Here is an 836-nt window from a genome sequence, read left to right as displayed (position 1 = left end):
CGCAGGAACCCGGCCGTCTGGCCGGGTTCCGCAGGGCGTTCGGTGTGGTGCGGCGGCTCAGGCGGCCATGGCGGTCCTGAGGTTCTCGTCGATCTTGTCGAGGAAGCCGGTGGTCGACAGCCAGGGCTGGTCGGGGCCGATCAGCAGGGCGAGGTCCTTCGTCATGAAGCCGGATTCCACCGTCTCGACGCAGACCTTCTCCAGCGTGTCGGCGAATTTCGCGAGCTCGGCATTGTCGTCGAGCTTGGCGCGGTGCGCCAGGCCGCGCGTCCAGGCGAAGATCGAGGCGATCGAGTTGGTCGAGGTCTCCTCGCCCTTCTGGTGCTGGCGGTAGTGGCGCGTCACCGTGCCGTGCGCGGCTTCCGCCTCCACCGTCTGCCCGTCCGGCGTCATCAGCACCGAGGTCATCAGGCCGAGCGAGCCAAAACCCTGCGCGACGATGTCGGACTGCACGTCGCCGTCGTAGTTCTTGCAGGCCCAGACATAGCCGCCCGACCATTTCAGCGCCGAGGCCACCATGTCGTCGATCAGCCGGTGCTCGTACCAGATCTTGGCGTCCTTGAACTTTTCCGCGAATTCGGCGTCGAAGACGGCCTGGAAGATGTCCTTGAAGCGGCCGTCATAGACCTTGAGGATGGTGTTCTTGGTCGACAGATAGACCGGCACCTTGCGCTGCAGGCCGTAGTTGAACGAGGCGCGGGCGAATTCGGTGATCGAATCGTCGAGATTGTACATGCCCATCGCCACGCCGGCCGACGGCGCGTCATAGACCTCGTGCTCGATTTCCTTGCCGTCCTCGCCGACGAACTTCATGGAGAGCTTGCCCTTGCCGGGGA

General features: G+C 64.6%; 1 protein-coding gene. It reads right to left on the bottom strand.

The window, feature by feature from the left end; all coding sequences use genetic code 11:
* Positions 1-57: 57 nt before the first annotated feature.
* The coding region (locus LXM94_RS25940) for an NADP-dependent isocitrate dehydrogenase (protein WP_235774778.1) at positions 58-836 on the bottom strand (779 nt) is incomplete at its 5' end.

It is taken from the genome of Rhizobium alarense (assembly GCF_021555155.1).
In the GTDB taxonomy this organism is placed as follows: Bacteria; Pseudomonadota; Alphaproteobacteria; order Rhizobiales; family Rhizobiaceae; genus Rhizobium_D; species Rhizobium_D alarense.
The sequence above is the reverse complement of the archived record's forward strand: the minus strand, read 5'-3'. Positions and strand labels throughout refer to the sequence as shown.